Consider the following 17374-nt stretch of genomic DNA (forward strand, 5'->3'; position numbering starts at 1 on the left):
CAGCCTCGCCCGGGAGGGGCCCGCGCGCCCGCCGAGGCCCCCGCCACCCGGGGCCCGACGCGCGCGGACGTCGTCGGGACGGGGGATGATCCTGCGGTGCACCTGCTCGCGGCGTTCAGCCTGCGCAACCGGGCCCTCATCGCCCTCGTCACGGTCGTCGCCGCCGTCTTCGGCCTGCTCGCGGCCGGCGGGCTGCAGGAGGAGCTCATCCCCTCGGTGCAGTTCCCGCAGCTCGCCGTGGTCACGACCTACCGGGGCGCCACCCCGACCGTGGTGAACCAGCGCGTCAGCCTGCCCATCGAGCAGGCGATCCGCGGCATCGCCGGTCTCGAGTCGAGCGCGTCGACCTCGAGCAGCGGCTCGTCGACGGTCACCGCGAGCTTCACCTACGGCACGGACCTCGACGCCGCCGAGCAGAAGATCGGCTCGGCGATCAACCGCATCCGCGCGACCCTCCCCGACGGCACCGACCCGCAGATCATCGCCGGCAGCCTCGCGGACATCCCCGTCACCGTGCTCGCGGTGACGGGCGACCGCTCGGCCGATCAGCTCGCCTCCACCCTGCGCGCGTCCGTCGTTCCCGACCTCGAGAAGCTCGCGGGCGTGCGCGCCGCGAACCTCGCCGGAGCCCCGCAGGCGCGCGTGACCATCACGCCGAAGGCCGCGCTCGAGGACCACCGGCTGCAGCCGACGGTGATCGAGGACACGCTGAAGGCGAGCGGCGTGCTCGTGCCGGCCGGCTCGGTCACCGAGGGTGGCACGACGCGCTCGATCCAGGTCGGCACCGAGCTCGGCTCGACGTCCGACATCGCCGCTCTCCCGCTCGCGGGCGTGACGGCCGCGCAGTACAACGGCCCCCTCAGCACCTCGACGCGGGTCCCGACCATCGGCGACGTCGCGACCGTCGCCACGAACCACGACCCCGTGACCACGGTGTCCCTCGTGAACGGGCGCCCCGCGCTCACCGTCGCGGTGACGAAGCTGCCGTCGGCGAACACGGTGACGGTCTCCCGCGAGGTGCGCGCCGAGCTCGCCCGCCTGCAGCCGGCGCTCGGCCCGAACGGGCGGTTCACGCCCGTGTTCGACCAGGCGCCCTACATCGAGCAGTCGATCGCCTCGCTCCGCGACGAGGGCCTGCTCGGCCTCGCGTTCGCGGTGCTCGTGATCCTCGTGTTCCTGCTGTCGCTGCGCGCCACGCTCGTCACCGCGGTGAGCATCCCCGTCTCGCTGCTCATCACCCTGATCGGCATGCAGGCGGTCGGCTACTCGCTGAACATCCTCACCCTCGGCGCCATCACCATCGCCATCGGCCGCGTCGTCGACGACTCGATCGTCGTCACCGAGAACATCGCCCGGCACTTCCGCGAGGACGAGGAGGACCCCGCCGACGAGGGGACGCCCGCCGAGCGGCGCCGGGCGTCGATCTTCGCCGCGACCCGCGAGGTCGCCGGCGCCGTCACCGCCTCGACCGTCACCACCGTGGCCGTCTTCGTGCCGATCGCGTTCGTCGGCGGCACCGCGGGCGAGCTCTTCCGGCCCTTCGCGCTCACGGTCACGCTGGCGCTCGGCGCCTCGCTGCTCGTGGCGCTCACGATCGTCCCCGTGCTCGCGTACTGGTTCCTCCGGCCTCGACGGGTCGACGGGAGGCCCGCGCGGCGGCCCCTCCTCCAGCGCGCGTACCGGCCGGTGCTCGGCGCGACGCTCGCGCACCCCTGGCTGACGACGATCGCCGCGGTGCTCGTGCTCGCCGGCAGCGGCTTCCTCGCGACGCTGCTGCCCACGAACTACCTCGGCTCGAGCGGCCAGAACACCCTCACGGTCACCGAGACCGTGCCCGACGGCACCAGCCTCGCGGTGCAGACCGTGCGCGCCCGCGCCGCGGGCTCGGCGATCCGGGCTGTGCCGGGCGTCCGCATCGTCGAGGCCTCGGTGGGCACGAGCGGCAACCCGTTCCGCGACGCCTTCAACGCGTCGTCCGGCACCCGCATCACCTACTCGGTGACCACCGACCCGAAGGCGGGGCAGGACGCGCTGCAGCGCCGCATCCGCCGTGCGGTCGACACGCTCCCGGGCGGCGGCACGTTCACGCTCGCGGCGAGCCAGGGTTTCGGTGCCGCCTCCGACATCCAGATCGACGTGACGGCCGGCACCGCGAGCGCGCTGCGCGCCGGCGCCGACCAGGTGCTCCGCGCCGTCCAGCACCTGCCCGAGGTGTCGCAGGCCTCGAGCAACCTCGCGAGCTCGCAGGCGTACCTCGCCGTCGACATCGACGCCGCCAAGGCGGCCGCGGCGGGCTACAGCGAGGTCGCGCTCGCCCAGGTCGTGGCGCGGGCGTCGCAGCCGGCGTCCATCGGCAGCGTGACGATCGGCGACGACGACCTCACGGTCTACCTCGCCGCGCGGAAGGCCCCGACGACGCGCTCGCAGCTCGCGGCGCTCGACGTGCCGACCCCGACCGGTACGAAGCGGCTCGACTCGCTCGCGACGATCAGGATCGCGAAGGAACCCGCGGGCATCACGACGGCGGACGCGAAGCGCAGCGCCACCGTCTCCGCGACCCCGGCCGGGTCGAACACGGGCGCGGCCAGCGCCGCGGTCGCGAAGGCGCTCGCCGGCGTGACCCTGCCGGCGGGCGTCTCGGCGTCGCTCGGCGGCCTCACGAGCGACCAGAACACGACGTTCCAGCAGCTCGGGCTCGCGCTGCTCGCCGCGATCCTCATCGTCTACACGGTCATGGTCGCCACGTTCCGCTCGCTGCGGCAGCCGCTGGAGCTGCTCGTGTCGGTGCCGTTCGCCGCGACCGGCGCGATCCTGCTGCAGCTCGCCTCGGGCATCCCGCTCGGCGCGGCCTCGCTCATCGGCGTCGTCATGCTCGTCGGCATCGTCGTCACGAACGCGATCGTGCTGATCGACCTCGTGAACCAGTACCGCGCCCGGGGCGAGACCGTGCGCGACGCGGTGCTCGACGGCGCGACGCGGCGGCTCCGGCCGATCCTCATGACGGCGCTCGCGACGATCCTCGCCCTCGTGCCGACCGCGACGGGCCTGTCGGGCAACGGGGGCTTCATCTCGCAGCCGCTCGCGCTCGTCGTGATCGGCGGCCTCGTCTCGTCGACGGTGCTGACGCTGCTCGTGCTGCCGACCCTCTACTTCCTCGTCGAGGGCCGCCGCGAGCGCGCGGTCGTGCGCCGGGAGCGCCGAGCCGAGCGCCGCGCCGCGGCGGCGGCCGCGATCCCGGCCGGCTCCTGACGTGCCCTGACCGAACGACGGGGGTGCGGTCCGATCCGACCCCGGGACGGTCCGCGCCCGGCTGCGCGTCCCGGAAGGTCCGTCGTTCGGTCAGGGAGGGTGGCTAGCGTCGCCGGATGGCCAGGGCGACCCTCACCCGGAACGTCGTGCCGGGCGTGCACCGCCTCGGGCACGCGGACGTGAACTGCTACCTGCTCGTCGAGTCCGACGCCGTCACCGTCGTCGACGCGGCGTTCCCGCGCACCTGGCCCCTGCTCGGCAAGGCGCTCACCGCCATCGGCCGGAAGCCGGAAGACGTCCGCGCGCTCGTGCTCACCCACGCGCACTTCGACCATCTCGGCTTCGCCCGGCGCATCCGCGAGGAGTGGGAGGTGCCGGTGCTCGCGCATCCCGCCGAGGAGTCGCTCGCGCGGCACCCGTACTCGTACGCCCACGAGAACCCGCGCCTGCTCTACCCGGTCCGCCACCCCGGCGGGGTGCCGATCCTCGGGCGGATGGCGGCCGCCGGCGCGTTCGCGGTCCGCGGCGTCGAGGAGCTCGGCTACTACGAGCCCGGCGCCACGCTCGACCTGCCGGGGCACCCGCGCGTGCTCTTCACGCCGGGGCACACGTTCGGCCACTGCGCGCTGGCGCTGCCCGACGTCTCCGCGGTGATCGCGGGCGACGCCCTCGTGACCCTCGACCCGTACACCGGGTTCCGCGGACCGCGGATCGTCGCGGGCGCGGCGACGGCGGACTCGGCGCTCGCCCTCGACTCGCTCGGCGAGCTCGCCGCCACGGGCGCCCGCGTGCTGCTGCCGGGGCACGGCGAGCCGTGGAGGCAGGGCGCGGAGGCGGCGGTCGCGAGCGCTCGAGCGGCGGGTCCGAGCTGATCCGGTAGACTCCGGCCGTCGGCCTCGGACTGCAGTGCTTGTGGTGTCCGCATCAGGCCTGCTGGGCGCCCACCGCTGCGGGCGCCGTCCCACCAGGCCGCGCCGCCTTCTGATCGCTGCGAAGCGATCCGGTTCCTCGCGCGCCGTCCCCCGAGAGAAGCCCGCATGAACCCGCGTGCCCGCAACAACCGCACCGAGAGCGGTGCCAAGCGCCGCTGGAGCGCCGACGACCGCGCCCGGCGCGCCGAGCCCGGCGCCCGGACCCCGCGCCGTCCCGCCGCCGACGAGCAGACCGCGCGCCCGGCCCGCCCCGACCGCCGCGTCGACTGGTACCCGGGGCCGCGCACCGACCCGCGCCGCCGCACGCAGGACGAGCGTTCCGGCGGCCGCGACCGCTTCGGCCGCGACGACCGCCCCCGCCGCGGCTACGGCGAGCGAGCGAGCGACGAGCGCCGCCCGGAGCGCCCCGGCGCGGACCGCGTCGAGCGCGCCGACCGCGACCGCGCACCCCACCGCGACGACCGCGGGCAGCGCTTCGACCGCAGCGACCGGTTCGAGCGATCGAACCGTGACGACCGTCCCCAGCGCGTCGAGCGGGACGCCCGCCCGCAGCGCGCCGAGCGTCCCCGGCAGGACCGCTTCGACCGCCCGGAGCGCCGCACCGACCGGCCTCGCGTCGAGCGGTCCGGCGACCGGCCGCGCCACGGCTTCGACGACCGCCCGCGCACCGAGCGCCCGTTCCGCGCCGAGCACGCCGAGCCCCACGAGCGGTGGACGCCGCCGGAGGACGTCGTGCTCGAGCGGCTCGAGGGCGAGGTCGTCACGGCCGACGAGGTCGGCCACCTCACCTTCGCCGACCTCGGGCTCGGCGACGGCATCATCCGCGCCCTCGGCGAGCTGGGCGCCACCTCGCCGTTCCCGATCCAGGCCGCGACCATCCCCGACGCCGTCGCCGGCCGCAACGTGCTCGGCCGCGGCCGCACGGGCTCCGGCAAGACGATCGCCTTCGGCGCCGCCCTCGTCGAGCGCCTCATGCGCAACTGGCACGAGTCCGGCCGTGCCGGCACCGGTCGCCGCATGGGCCGGGCGCCGCGCGCGCTGATCCTCGCCCCGACCCGCGAGCTCGCGCTCCAGATCGACCGCACCGTCCAGCCGATCGCGCGTGCGCTCGGCCTCTTCACGACGCAGATCGTCGGCGGGGTGCCGCAGGGCCGCCAGGTGGGTGCGCTCGCGAAGGGCGTCGACATCGTCATCGGCACCCCCGGCCGCATCGAGGACCTGCACGAGCAGCGCCGCCTCGATCTGTCCGCGATCGAGGTGACCGTGCTCGACGAGGCCGACCACATGGCCGAGCTCGGCTTCCTCGAGCCGATGCAGCGCATCCTGTCGCTCGTACCCGCCTCCGGGCAGCGGCTGCTGTTCTCCGCGACGCTCGACGCGGCCGTCGACCAGCTCGTGCGGCAGTTCCTGCCGGAGCCCGCCGTGCACGAGGTCGCCGACCCCGAGGGCACCGGCACCGCGGAGCACCACGTGCTCGTGCTCGACCAGGGCGACAAGCTGCGGGTGCTCACCGCACTGCTCGAGTCGACCGGCCGCTCCCTCGTCTTCGCCCGCACCAGGGCGTTCGCGGAGCAGCTCGCCGACGAGCTCGACGACGCGGGCATCGAGGTCGAGAGCCTGCACGGCGACCTGAACCAGGCCCGCCGCAGCCGCAACCTCGCCCGGTTCTCCGAGGGCCGCGTGAAGGCGCTCGTCGCGACCGACGTCGCGGCGCGCGGCATCCACGTGGACGACGTCGAGCTCGTCGTGCACGCCGACCCGGCCGAGGACTACAAGACCTACCTCCACCGCTCCGGTCGCACGGGCCGTGCCGGCGCCGCAGGCACCGTCGTCACGCTCCTGCCGGCCCGTCGTCGTCGCCGCTTCACCGAGCTGCTCGACCGCGCCGGCATCGAGGCCGACTTCGTGCCCGTGCACACGGGCGACGACCCGATCGCGGCGCTCGCGCGATGAGCACCCCGCAGGACGCGCTCGCGCTGCTCGACTGGCGGCGGGAGGTCGCCGCGCTGTACGCCGCGGTGCGGGCGTCCGACGATCCCGCCGCAGCACATGCCGAGTGGCGCATGCGCCGCGACCGGCTGTTCGCGGAGTCGCCGGTGACCGCGCTCCTGCCCGAGGACCGGGCCGGCTTCCGCGGCCTCGACGTGGCGCCGTACGACGCCGCCTGGCGCTTCGAGGCGGTGCTCGAGCCGGCCGAACCGGCGCGTCTCGACGTCGAGACCGGCACGGACGGCGTCGTGCCGTTCGACCGGATCGGCGCCGTGACCCTGCCGGACGTCGGACGCCTCGACGTCTGGGCGCTGCGCTCCTACGGGGGCGGCCTGTTCGTGCCGGTCAAGGACGCATCGGCGGGACGGCCCGGCGGCACCTACGGCGGCGGGCGCTACCTGCTCGACACCGTGAAGGGCGCGGACCTCGGCGGTCGCGACGGCCGGCTCGTGCTCGACCTCAACTTCGCCTACAACCCCTCCTGCGCCTACGACCCGGAGTGGGCCTGCCCGCTCGCGCCGGCCGGCAACGTGCTGCCGGTGGCCGTGCCGGTGGGGGAGCGCGCGTTCGGGCATTGAGCGGAGCCGACCTCCCGGCTCCGCGTGGGGATCGCGCGGGGCGCCGTCCCGGCCCTCCGGTCCGTGGGTGCACGGACGACGCACGCCTGTCCGAAGGCCCCGGTACCCTCCCTGGCGTGACGAGCGTCCTGCCGGGCCCCGCGGTGGGCTCCGCCACCGAGGTGCTGCAGCGCGTCTTCGGCTACACGGGGTTCCGCGGGCTGCAGGGCGAGGTCGTGCAGACGATCGTCGACGGCGGCGATGCCGTCGTGCTCATGCCGACCGGTGCGGGCAAGTCGCTCTGCTACCAGATCCCCGCCCTCGTCCGCCGCGGCACCGGCCTCGTGGTCTCACCGCTCATCGCGCTCATGCACGACCAGGTCGACGCGCTCCGTGCCGTGGGCGTGCGGGCCGAGTTCCTCAACTCGACGCAGGGGCCCGACGAGCGGGCCGAGGTCGAGCGCGCGCTGCAGGCCGGCGAGGTCGACCTCGTCTACATCGCCCCCGAGCGCCTCGCCCTCGAGGGCACCAGGCGGCTCCTCGACCGCGTCGCGGCGGGCCCCGGCCTGTCGGTGCTCGCGATCGACGAGGCGCACTGCGTGTCGCAGTGGGGCCACGACTTCCGGCCCGACTACCTCGAGCTCGCCGATCTCGTCGACCGGTGGGAGGGCGTGCCCACGGTCGCGCTCACCGCGACCGCCACCGACGCCACCCGACGCGAGATCGCCACCCGCCTGCACCTCGGGAAGGCGCGGCAGTTCGTCGCCAGCTTCGACCGCCCGAACATCCAGTACCGCATCGTGCCGAAGGACGACCCGAAGCAGCAGCTGCTGAAGTTCATCCGCAGCGAGCACCAGGGTGACGCCGGCATCGTCTACGCCCTGTCGCGGGCGTCGGTCGAGTCGACCGCCGACTGGCTCGCCGAGCACGGCGTCGACGCCATCCCCTACCACGCGGGCCTCGACGCCCGTATCCGCGCGCGCAACCAGGCGCGGTTCCTCCGCGAGGACGGGGTGGTGGTGGTCGCCACGATCGCCTTCGGCATGGGCATCGACAAGCCCGATGTGCGCTTCGTCGCGCACATCGACCTGCCCAAGTCGGTCGAGGGGTACTACCAGGAGACCGGCCGCGGCGGCCGCGACGGGCTGCCCGCCACCGCCTGGCTCGCCTACGGCCTCGCCGACGTCGTGCAGCAGCGGCGGCTCATCGACCGCGGCGTCGGCGACGCGGCGCACCGGCGGCGGCAAGCGGCCAACCTCGACGCGATGCTCGCCCTCTGCGAGACCGTCACCTGCCGGCGCCGACAGCTGCTCGCCTACTTCGGCCAGGAGCTCGCCGACGACTGCGGCAACTGCGACACCTGCCTCGAGCCCGTCGACACGTGGGACGGCACGGTGCCCGCGCAGAAGCTGCTGTCGACCATCGTGCGGCTGCAGCGCGAGCGCAACCAGCGCTTCGGCGGCACGCAGATCATCGACATCCTGCGCGGCAAGCGCAGCCCCCGGGTCGAGCAGCACGCGCACGACCAGCTGAAGACGTTCGGGGTCGGCGCCGACCTCGACGAGCGCACCTGGCGCAGCGTGCTGCGGCAGCTCATCGCGCAGGACGTGGTGGCGGTCGCCGACGACGGCTACGGCACGCTGTCCCTCGGCAGCCGTGCGGCCGAGGTGCTGCGGGGCGAGTCGCCGGTGCGCCTCCGGCACGACCTCGAGCGCAGCCGCTCCGGCGGCGGCAGCCGCAAGGCGAAGCCCGTGGCCGCCGATCTCGAGCCCGAGGCGCAGCAGCTGTTCGAGCGGCTGCGCGCCTGGCGCGCCGGCCAGGCGAAGGAGCAGGGAGTGCCCGCCTACGTCGTGTTCGGCGACGCCACCCTCCGGTCCCTCGCGACGCTGCGGCCCACGTCGCTGGCGGCCCTCGGCGACGTGAGCGGCATCGGCGCCGCGAAGCTCGAGCGCTACGGCGAGGCGGTCCTCGCGATCACGGCGGCCTGAGCGTGCCCGAGACCGAGCGGCTGCTGCTGCGCCGCTGGCGCGACGACGACCGCGCGCCGTTCGCCGCCCTGAACGCCGACCCCGAGGTGATGCGGCACTTCCCCGCCCGGCTGTCCCGCGAGGAGTCCGACGCGCTGATCGATCGCATCGAGCAGCACTTCGACCGCCACGGCTACGGCCTCTGGGCCCTCGAGCGGCGGGACACGGGCGAGTTCCTCGGCTTCACCGGGCTCGCGGTGCCGCGGTTCGAGGCGCACTTCACCCCCGCGGTCGAGGTCGGGTGGCGCCTCGCCCGGTCCGCCTGGGGCGCGGGCTACGCCTCCGAGGCCGCACGGGCGGCGCTCGCGGTCGGCTTCGGCGACGCGGGCCTCGACGAGATCGTCTCGTTCACGGTGCCCGCGAACACGCGGTCCCGGGCGGTCATGGAGCGCATCGGCATGACGCACGACGAGCGCGACGACTTCGACCACCCGGGTCTGCCCGAGGGGCACCCGATGCGGCCGCACGTGCTCTACCGCATCGGGCGCGACCGCGCCTAGGCCGCGGCCGAGAGGAACACGGCGCTCGCGGCGGCGAGCCGCACCGGGTCGGCGACGGCGCAGAGCTCGCGCGCCGAGTGCATCGACAGCAGCGGCGTGCCCACGTCGAGCGTCGGGATGCCGAGCCGCGTCGCCGTGATCGGCCCGATCGTCGAGCCGCAGGGCACGGCGTTGTTCGACACGAACGGCTGCCACGGCACGTCCGCCGCTGCACAGGTGCGGGCCCACAGGGCGGCGCCGACCGCGTCGGTCGTGTAGCGCTGGTTCGCGTTGATCTTCAGCAGCGGGCCGCCCCCGGCGACCGGGCGGTCGACCGGGTCGTGCTTGTCGGGCCGGTTCGGGTGCACCGCGTGACCCGCGTCCGCGGACAGGCACCACGACGACGCGAGCGACCGCAGGAGGTCGCCGCGACTCCCGCCGAGCGCTGCGACGACGCGTTCGAGCACGTGCTCGAGCAGCGGTCCCGCCGCGCCCGACCGGCTCTCGGAGCCCACCTCCTCGTGGTCGAACGCCGCGAGCACCGCGATCGCCGCGCCCGGCTCGGCGTCGAGCAGTCCCACGACGCCGGCGTGCACCGAGCTGAGGTTGTCGAGCCGAGGGGAGGCGAAGAGCGCCTCGTCGGCGCCGAAGACCGCCGGCGGCTGCGTGTCGACGGTGATCAGGTCCCACGAGGCGACCTCGTCGGCGGCGAGACCGGCGAGCCGGGCGAGGTGCGGCAGCAGGTCGCCGGCGTCGCCGAGACCGTAGACCGGCTGCAGGTCGCGCTGCCGGTCCGGCGCGAACGAGGTGCTCAGCTCGCGGTCGAGGTGGATGGCGAGGTGCGGGATGCGGGCGAAGGGCCCGGTGCGGACGAGGGTGACGGATCCGGCGCGGTCGACGAGCCGTCCCGCCAGCTCGAGCTCCCGGTCGAACCACGACGGCGGGATGGGACCGCCGTAGACCTCGACGGAGGCCTGCAGCCAGCCGTTCGAGGAGAACGAGGGCGCGGGCTTCAGCCGGAAGCCGGGGGAGTCGGTGTGGGCGCCGAGCACGCGGAAGGGCGTCGCTGCGGTGGCGTCGCCCGGCACCGCGACGGCGACGACCGCGCCGTCGCGCACCACGACCACGCGAGCGCCGGGCTGCACGATCCCGGACCAGTCGGCGCCCTCGTCGAGCGCCGCGTAGCCGGCGGCGGTCAGGCGCCGGGCGACCTCGGCGCCGGCGTGGAACGAGCTCGGGGACGCGGTGACGAAGGCGGCGAGGTCGTCGATGTGGCGGCGGGCGTCCATGCGCCCATGCAACCACGGGCATCGGCGTCGCTTCCTGCCGGGACCGCGCAGACGACGCCGCCCCCGCCTGCGTCGGGCAGGGCGGGGGCGGAGCCGCGGTCCGGCGTCACTCGCCGAGGATCGAGTACAGCTCGCGGCGCAGCTCGTCGAGGCGGGCGGTGGCCCGGGCGCGCTGCTCCGGCGTCGCGCCGGCGCGGAACTGCATCACGGCGCCCGCCAGCTTCTTGAAGGCGAGGCCGAGGTCGTCCTCACGGCGACCGCGGCTCGCGTTCTCGAACGCCGTCTCGATCTGGTCCTCGTTCTCCTCGACGTACTTCCGGCCCTCGTCCGTCAGCGTGTACGCGCCGCGCGGGCCGTCGGCCTGCGAGACGAGGCCTTCGTCGACGAGCTGCGCGAGCGTCGGGTACACCGAGCCGGGGCTCGGCGTCCAGGCGCCCTCGGTGCGGTCGGCGATCGCGCGGATGAGGCCGTAGCCGTTCGAGGCGCCCTCGGCGAGCAGCCCGAGCAGGGCCGAGCGGACGTCGCCGCGCCGGGCGCGGGGGCCGCCGGGGCCGAAGCCCGCGCCGAAGCCGGGGCCGAATCCCGGGCCGAAGCCTCGGGGTCCGCGGTGCGGGAAGCCCTCCCAGGCGGAGGGTCCTGGATGCCGCCGCGCGCTGCGGCGGGAGTCGGATCCGTGGGGATCCCAGGGGAATGCATGCATGGTCGTGTCCTTCCGATCGCTGCGCCTCCTATAGGCGCTGCATCACGATATATCGGCGACAGTCGAAGAAGCAACCCGTTCGCGCACAGCGGACGGGCCTCTCCGAGGCGGAACGACGAAGGGCCCGGTCCTCCGTGCGGAGGCCGGGCCCTGGTGCGCTGGTCGCGGCTCAGGTCGCGGTGATGACCCCGGCGAGCAGGAGGCCGATGACGAGCACCGCGATCAGCACGCGGTAGGCGATGAAGACCGAGATCGGGTGCCGGACGACGAGCCGCAGCAGCCAGGCGATCGACACGTAGCCGACGATGAAGCTCACGACCGTCGCGACGGCGGTCGGTCCCCAGCCCACGGTGTGCGAGATGTCCTTCGCCGCGGTCGCCGCCTCGAACGCGCCGGCGGCGACGAGCGCCGGGATCCCGAGGAAGAACGAGATGCGAGTCGCAGCGAGGCGGTCGAGACCGCGGAACAGGCCGGCGCTGATGGTCGCGCCCGAGCGCGAGACACCGGGGATGAGCGCGATGCACTGCATCAGCCCGATGACGATCGCGTCCCTGAGGGTGAGGTCGGCCTCGCCGCGCCGCTTGGTGCCGACGCGCTCGGCGATGAACATGACGACGCTCCAGAGGATCAGCGCGCCGGCGACGACCCAGAGGCTGCGGAGCGGCCCGGAGATGAGGTGCCGGGCGGCGAGGCCGATGACACCGATCGGGATCGTGCCGATGATGACGTACCACGCGAGCCGATAGTCAGGATCGGATCGCTGGGAGCCGTCGCGGAGCCCCCGCACCCACGCGGTGATGATGCGGACGATGTCGCGGCGGAAGTAGACGATCGCGGCGATGATCGCGCCGATCTGGATGATCGCGGTGAACGCGGTCACGCCGACGTCGTCGACCTTCAGGCCGAGCAGCTTCTCGACGATCGTGAGGTGTCCGGTGCTCGATACCGGGAGGAACTCGGTGAGGCCCTCGACGATGCCGAGGATCACTGCGGAGATGAGGTTCATGGGGTCCCGTCGGAAGGCGGAACCCCATTCTGTCGGCGTGGCGCGAAGGAGACGCTGATCCTTCGCACGGCGCGCCGCAGGCGGACGATCAGCGGTCGAGCTTGTCGAGCAGCAGGATCGGGCCCCCGATGGACAGCGTGATGAGCATCACTCCACCGATGTAGGTGAACGGCTGCACCACGTCGGCCGCGCCGAACCCCGCACCGAGGATGACGACGCCCGCGATGAAGACGATCACGGCGATCACCGCGGCGATGGCGTTGCCCATGGGGTCCTCCTTCGACCGGCCGCTCGGTCGGCGGTCGCCGCCCAGGCTACCGGGAGCGGCTCGGCCGCGACGGCGCTCCGGTCACGGCTCCTGGCGCTGCTCGATCCCGTCGGCGACGGAGCCCTCGAGCTCGTCCTGCGGAGGCAGCTCTGGAGTCGCGGTCGCGGCCCGGTCGAGGCTCTCGGCCGCCGGCTCGGCAGCGAGGGGCTGGGCCTGCTCGAGCACGTCCGCGTCGTCCGCCTCGATGCCGGTGCCGTCGTCGCGGTGCAGTGGATCGCTCATGCCTTCCACCGTCGCCCGTCTCCTTGAGTGCCCGGTGAGCGCGGAGGAGGAGCATGACGGCATGCCCGCGCTCCCGCCGCTCGTCCTCGACACCGACCTCGGCAGCGACGTCGACGACCTGCTCGCGCTCGCCGTGCTGCTCGGCTCGCCTGAGGTGACGATCACCGGCGTGACGACGGTCTACGGCGACACGGCGCTGCGGGCGAGGATCGCCGCGCGAGCCTTCCGGCTCGCCGGCCGCACGCCGCCGTCCATCGTGCCCGGCCTCGCCCAGCCCCGATCGGGCCGCGAGGTGTGGTGGGCCGGCCACGAGGGCGAGGGCCTCGAGGGCCTCGACGAGGAGCGGATCGACGAGCACGACGACGCGGTCGCGCTGCTCGCCGCCGCGGAGCACGTGGTCGCGATCGGTCCGCTGACCGACCTCGCGGCGGCGGTCGAGGAGCCGGGCTGCTCGCTCGCCGGCGCGACGCTGATGGGCGGCGACTTCGGACCCGAGGCGCGTCCGGAGCACAACCTCCGATCGGACGCCGCCGCCGCGGACCTCGTGCTCCGGTCGGGGCTGGAGCTGACGATCGCCGGGCTCGACGTCACCGAGCGCGTGTCGCTCGGCGAGGCGGAGGTCGGCCGCATCGCCTCCTCCGGACTGCTCGGCGAGCTGCTCGCGGCGCAGATCCGCACCTTCTGGCGGTTCCTCGGGGAGGCGAGGAGCTCCCCGCACGACCCGATCGCGGTGCTCACCCTGCTGCAGCCCGACCTGTTCGAGTTCCGCCGGGGCCGCATCGACGTCGAGACGGCCGGGGACGCTGCCGGCCGCGTCTCCCTCACCGAGGATCCGGCGGGCCCGCACCGGGTCGCCGTCGACCTCGACGCGGATGCGGTGCGCGAGGAGATCCTCACCCGGATCCTCGCCGCGACGCGCTGACCCGGCTGCGATCAGTCCCTGAGTCCTTGGACCCTGGTCGGCCGTCTTCGGCAGGGGGCACGCTGCGCGCATCCGTGCGATCGAAGGAGATCCGCATGCTGCGTCGCGTGCTCGCCGCCACCTCCCTGCTGCTCCTCGGTGGGGTGCTCGTCGCCGCACCCGCGAGAGCGGCCACGGCGCCCCTCCCGGGTGCGATGGCCGCCGCCGGCGACTCGATCACGCGGGCGTTCGACGTGAACGGGTCGCACTTCCTCTCGGACGCGCCCGCCGAGTCGTGGTCCACCGGCACGGACGGCACCGTGCAGAGCGAGGCGCAGCGGCTGCTCGCGATCGACCCGGCCCTCGCGGGTCAGGTGTACAACGACGCGAAGACGGGCGCGAACATGTCCGCGCTCGACGCGCAGCTCGCCACCGCCGCCTCGCCGGCCCAGCACGCGGACTACGTCACGGTGCTCATGGGTGCGAACGACGTGTGCGGCAAGACCGTCGCCGGCATGACCCCCACCGGCACCTTCAGGAGCGAGTTCGCGACCGCGCTCGCGGACTTCACGAACGCCCGACCGAACGCCACCGTGTTCGTCTCCTCGATCCCGAACGTGTACACGCTCTGGTCGCTGCTGCACACGAACGGGTCGGCCCGGTTCGCGTGGTCGATCTACGGGGTGTGCCAGAACATGCTCGGGTCCACCGTGACCGAGGCGCAGCGGCAGACCGTGCTCGCCCAGCTGCAGGCCGACAACGACGTGCTCGCCCAGGTGTGCGGGGCGAACCCGCAGTGCCGGTGGGACAACTACGCGACGTACAAGGTCGCGTTCACGACCGCGCAGGTGAGCACCGTCGACTACTTCCACCCGAGCATCGCGGGGCAGAAGCTCCTCGCGCAGGTCGCGTGGGGCGCGGGGCCGTTCGCCGGTTGAGACGCCGGAGTCAGCCGCTCGTCGCGGCGAGCCGCTCGTCGCGCAGCGCGCGGAGGTGCACGGCCGCCCAGGTGCGGTACGGCCGCCAGCCCTCGGCGACGACCGGGAGCCGCGCGTCGTCGCCGTAGCGCGCGGCGACCTCCTCCTCGAGGCGCGGCTCGTGCGCCGGCAGCGCATCCGGCGCGTTCGCGCCCCGCACGACGACGAGCTCGGCCGCGAACGGGCCGAGCCCCTTCACCTCCTGCACCGCGGCGACCGCCTCTGCGGGATCGAGCGCCCGCAGCACCGCGCCGTCGAGGCGCCCGTCCAGCGCGGCGTCCGCGACGGCGTGCAGGTACTCCGTCTTGCGGCCCGGCAGACCGAGGTCGAGCCCGCGGATCCGCTCGGGCGCCGGGAAGGCGCCGTCGTCCCCGTGCTCCGCGACGAGGCGCCGCCGCAGCGAGGCGGCCTGCTCGACGCGGACCCGCTGCGACAGCACGCACCACGCGGCCGCCTCGTACGGGGAGAAGAAGCCGCAGGGCCGGAAGCCGGGCAGCGCGCGCTGCGCGTCGGCGATCACCGGGTCGCGGTCACCGACGGCGGGCCAGCCGCCGCCGTCGACGTCGATCGCGAGGAAGCGCGCCGTCTGCGTCGCAGCTGCCTCGAGGTCGCCGGAGCCGGACAGCGCGAGCAGGGCGTGGTCCCCGTCCTGCCGGATCACGGCCTCCGCCCGGGACCAGTCGGCCTCGACGAGGAAGGTGGTCCGCAGCGCGCCCGGCTCCTGGCCCTGCAGCGCCGTCGGGCGGAACCCCTCCCAGAACCGGCGGCTCGTCTCGAGCGACCACGGGCCGAGCACCGCCACCTCGACGGCGTGCTCGGCCACGGGATCAGCTCGCGGGGTTCGTGGCGGAGCCGGTCGTCGCGCCGGCCGACGGCTCGGACTCGGCGCCGCGGGTCTCCGCGGTCGACCGGTGCTGCGGGGTCTCCACCGTGCGCCACGTGTCGATCGCGATCACGACGCCGAGCTCGAGCAGGGCGAGCGAGACCGCCGCGAGCGTGTCCGTCGGCCAGTGGTATCCGAGGTAGACCCGGTTGAAGGCCATCGTGAGCAGGAAGACGACCGCGATCGCGTAGATCAGGATCGACACCTTGCGGTTGCCGATCCTCGAGACGACCAGGTACCCGCCCGTGAGCATGTAGTTCGCGACGCCGAGCACGTGGCCCGACGGGAACGACGCGGTGTGGTCGGGCCCGAAGAGCATCTGCCCGAGCGGCGGCCGCGGGCGGCCGACGAGGTGCGCGATCGTCTCGGCGAGCACGACCCCCGTGATCATCGCCGCGGCGAGCAGCAGCGGACGCCAGCCGTGCTTGCCGATGAGGAACCAGAGGACCACCGTGATCGCCACGACGATCGGCATCGCGATCGGCCCGAAGATGATCGCGAGGAAGATCATGAACCCGGTGAGGCCGGGGGAGCGGAAGTGCTCGATCGTCCGCTGCACCGGACGGTCGACCACCGACAGGCCGGTGTGGTTCGTCACGTCGAAGAGGAGCAGCAGGAAGCCGGCGAGTCCGACGACGGCGAGCACCGCCGCGAGCACGAACAGGTGGCGGCGCTGCGCCTCGGTGCGAGGACGGGCCTCGGCGAAGAACCGCTCCCGCCACGGTCGCTTGCCCGAATCGGTCTTGACGGACGACTTCACCTTCGGCTCCTTCGGGACGGCGGCGACACCGCTGCACGTCGCGCTGGCAGCACCATAGGGCCAGGAGCTCGGGCGCGGCCTGCCCCGCGTCGAACCCGGATCCTGCGCGCCCGCGGCCTGCGCGCGTATCCCCCGGATCGGGTCCTGGCGCGGTGCCGTCGTCTGCGCGAGCATCCATGCACCCATCGGAATGCAGCGGAGGCGGAGCAGGTGAGCGAGGAGACCGTCGTCGCCGAGCGCGACGAGCCCGCGGCCGTCGTCGCCGGAGCGGCCAGAGCGGCGCGGAAGGCCCACCGCAGCGCGCCGTGGCACATCGCCGCCCGCGTCGGCTTCGCCGTGAGCGGCCTCGTGCAGCTGATGATCGGGGTGATCGCGCTCCAGGTCGCCTACGGTGCCCACGAGGGCCAGGCCGATCAGTCGGGCGCGCTCGAGGACATCGCCCGCGCCCCCGGCGGACCGCTGCTGCTCGGCATCTGCATCGTCGGCTTCGCCGCGCTCGGGCTGTGGCTCGCGCTGTCCGCGGCGCTGCGTCGCCCGACCGCCGGCGGGCGCGCCCGCAGCCTGCGCCTCGGGGACGGCTTCAAGGCGCTCGTCTACCTCGGGCTCGCCGGCACGGCGCTCACGGTCCTCGTCCGTGGCACCGACGACTCCGCTGCGAGCACCCACGACCTGAGCGCCGCGCTGCTGCGGATGCCCGGCGGTCAGGCGCTGCTCGCGGTCGTCGGCTTCGGCGTCATCGCGGTCGCCGGCTACCTCGTGCAGAAAGGGGTGCGCCGCGGCTTCCGCGACGACATCGACCTGCCCGACGACCTGCCGGAGCGGCCGGTGATCGCGCTCGGGGTGCTCGGGTACGTCGCGCGCGGCGTCGCGCTGGGCACCGTCGGCGCGCTCGTCGTCGCGGCCGCGCTCACGGCCGACCCGGCGCGCGCGAACGGCCTCGACGCCGCGCTGCGATCCGCCGCCGAGCTGCCCTCCGGCCGACTCGTGCTCACGCTGATCGCCGCCGGCTGGCTCGCCTCGGGCGTCTACGGGTTCGTGCGGGCGGCGCGCGCCCGGATGCGGTGATCGCTGCGGC

16 protein-coding genes are annotated in these 17374 nt (G+C 74.4%); 9 read left to right on the forward strand and 7 right to left on the reverse strand.

Annotated features, from left to right (window positions below):
- Window positions 1-96: 96 nt before the first annotated feature.
- From QDR37_RS07270 to QDR37_RS07295, 6 genes are all read left to right on the forward strand, one after another.
- The gene (locus QDR37_RS07270) at window positions 97-3249 is read left to right on the forward strand and encodes an efflux RND transporter permease subunit (RefSeq protein ID WP_279712952.1); all 3153 of its coding nucleotides are present in this window, start codon (window positions 97-99) and stop codon (window positions 3247-3249) included.
- Window positions 3250-3365: 116 nt separating this feature from the next.
- A complete protein-coding gene (locus QDR37_RS07275) occupies window positions 3366-4121 on the forward strand; it encodes an MBL fold metallo-hydrolase (protein WP_279712953.1) in 756 nt (251 codons plus the stop codon).
- Window positions 4122-4286: 165 nt separating this feature from the next.
- A complete protein-coding gene (locus tag QDR37_RS07280; protein WP_279712954.1) occupies window positions 4287-6134 on the forward strand; it encodes a DEAD/DEAH box helicase in 1848 nt (615 codons plus the stop codon).
- Window positions 6131-6748: a DUF1684 domain-containing protein gene (locus QDR37_RS07285; protein WP_279712955.1), complete on the forward strand. Its 618-nt coding sequence runs from the start codon at window positions 6131-6133 to the stop codon at window positions 6746-6748. Before QDR37_RS07280 ends, QDR37_RS07285 begins: the two co-directional genes overlap by 4 nt.
- 116 nt (window positions 6749-6864) lie before the next feature.
- Entirely contained in the window at window positions 6865-8715 is a 1851-nt protein-coding gene (gene recQ, locus QDR37_RS07290; protein ID WP_279712956.1) for a DNA helicase RecQ, read from the forward strand.
- 2 nt (window positions 8716-8717) lie between these two features.
- Entirely contained in the window at window positions 8718-9254 is a 537-nt protein-coding gene (locus tag QDR37_RS07295; RefSeq protein WP_279712957.1) for a GNAT family N-acetyltransferase, read from the forward strand.
- Here QDR37_RS07295 and QDR37_RS07300 read toward each other — a convergent pair.
- The 5 genes from QDR37_RS07300 to QDR37_RS07320 form a co-directional block, all read right to left on the reverse strand.
- Window positions 9251-10522: a M18 family aminopeptidase gene (locus QDR37_RS07300; protein ID WP_279712958.1), complete on the reverse strand. Its 1272-nt coding sequence runs from the start codon at window positions 10520-10522 to the stop codon at window positions 9251-9253. The two genes, QDR37_RS07295 and QDR37_RS07300, sit on opposite strands and share 4 nt — an antisense overlap.
- A gap of 106 nt (window positions 10523-10628) precedes the next feature.
- Window positions 10629-11222 carry a PadR family transcriptional regulator gene (locus tag QDR37_RS07305; protein WP_279712959.1) on the reverse strand — a complete coding sequence of 198 codons (594 nt, stop codon included), beginning with the start codon at window positions 11220-11222 and terminating at the stop codon, window positions 10629-10631.
- Between the two features lie 169 nt (window positions 11223-11391).
- The gene (locus QDR37_RS07310) at window positions 11392-12228 is read right to left on the reverse strand and encodes an undecaprenyl-diphosphate phosphatase (protein WP_279712960.1); all 837 of its coding nucleotides are present in this window, start codon (window positions 12226-12228) and stop codon (window positions 11392-11394) included.
- Between the two features lie 88 nt (window positions 12229-12316).
- Window positions 12317-12496: a hypothetical protein gene (locus QDR37_RS07315; protein WP_279712962.1), complete on the reverse strand. Its 180-nt coding sequence runs from the start codon at window positions 12494-12496 to the stop codon at window positions 12317-12319.
- Between the two features lie 81 nt (window positions 12497-12577).
- Window positions 12578-12778, reverse strand: a complete 201-nt coding sequence (locus QDR37_RS07320; RefSeq protein ID WP_279712963.1) for a hypothetical protein — start codon at window positions 12776-12778, stop codon at window positions 12578-12580.
- A gap of 61 nt (window positions 12779-12839) precedes the next feature.
- Here QDR37_RS07320 and QDR37_RS07325 point away from each other — a divergent pair, with 61 nt between their 5' ends.
- Both QDR37_RS07325 and QDR37_RS07330 read left to right on the forward strand, forming a co-directional pair.
- Window positions 12840-13700, forward strand: a complete 861-nt coding sequence (locus QDR37_RS07325) for a nucleoside hydrolase (RefSeq protein ID WP_279712964.1) — start codon at window positions 12840-12842, stop codon at window positions 13698-13700.
- 95 nt (window positions 13701-13795) lie between these two features.
- Window positions 13796-14617, forward strand: a complete 822-nt coding sequence (locus QDR37_RS07330) for an SGNH/GDSL hydrolase family protein (protein WP_279712965.1) — start codon at window positions 13796-13798, stop codon at window positions 14615-14617.
- Window positions 14618-14627: 10 nt separating this feature from the next.
- Here the strand turns inward: QDR37_RS07330 and QDR37_RS07335 are convergent, their stop codons facing one another.
- The gene (locus QDR37_RS07335; RefSeq protein WP_279712966.1) at window positions 14628-15479 is read right to left on the reverse strand and encodes a hypothetical protein; all 852 of its coding nucleotides are present in this window, start codon (window positions 15477-15479) and stop codon (window positions 14628-14630) included.
- 4 nt (window positions 15480-15483) lie between these two features.
- Entirely contained in the window at window positions 15484-16299 is an 816-nt protein-coding gene (locus QDR37_RS07340) for a phosphatase PAP2 family protein (RefSeq protein ID WP_279712967.1), read from the reverse strand.
- A 210-nt stretch (window positions 16300-16509) separates the two neighbouring features.
- Between QDR37_RS07340 and QDR37_RS07345 the strand changes: the two genes are divergently transcribed.
- Window positions 16510-17364, forward strand: coding sequence for a DUF1206 domain-containing protein (locus QDR37_RS07345; RefSeq protein ID WP_279712968.1), 855 nt, complete (start codon window positions 16510-16512; stop codon window positions 17362-17364).
- Window positions 17365-17374: the final 10 nt, after the last annotated feature.

Source organism: Amnibacterium sp. CER49, from assembly GCF_029846255.1.
Taxonomy (GTDB): Bacteria; Actinomycetota; Actinomycetes; order Actinomycetales; family Microbacteriaceae; genus Amnibacterium.